This window comes from Chromohalobacter sp. HP20-39 (assembly GCF_033052815.1).
GTDB lineage: Bacteria > Pseudomonadota > Gammaproteobacteria > Pseudomonadales > Halomonadaceae > Chromohalobacter.
In genome coordinates this window covers 1-307 of the sequence record NZ_JAWHTP010000448.1, presented here as the reverse complement: position 1 = coordinate 307, position 307 = coordinate 1, and the positions used below count along the sequence as shown (strand labels likewise).

1 pseudogene is annotated in these 307 nt (G+C 70.0%); it reads left to right on the top strand.

Features of this window, described 5'->3' with window-relative positions:
• A pseudogene (locus RVY79_RS18755) lies at window positions 1-307 on the top strand (heavy metal translocating P-type ATPase); the annotation flags it as partial.

The following is a 307-nucleotide window of genomic DNA, read 5'->3' as shown; positions in this document are numbered from 1 at the left end:
TGATAGGCGAGGACGAGGAAGCTGCTGCCGTGGTGTTCCTGTTCGCGATCGGCGAGCTGCTGGAAAGCTTGGCCGCCGGCCGCGCGCGCGCCGGCATCAAGGCGCTGGCCTCCCTGGTGCCTAAGACGGCGGTACTGCTCGATGCCGCGGGCGGGCAGCGCGAAGTGCCCGCCGCTTCCCTGCGCGTGAGCGACCGCGTGCTGGTGCGCCCTGGTGACCGGGTGCCTGCGGACGGCAAGATCCTCCGCGGTGAAAGCAGCCTGGACGAGTCGCCTATCACGGGCGAGTCCGTACCGCGTCATAAGGC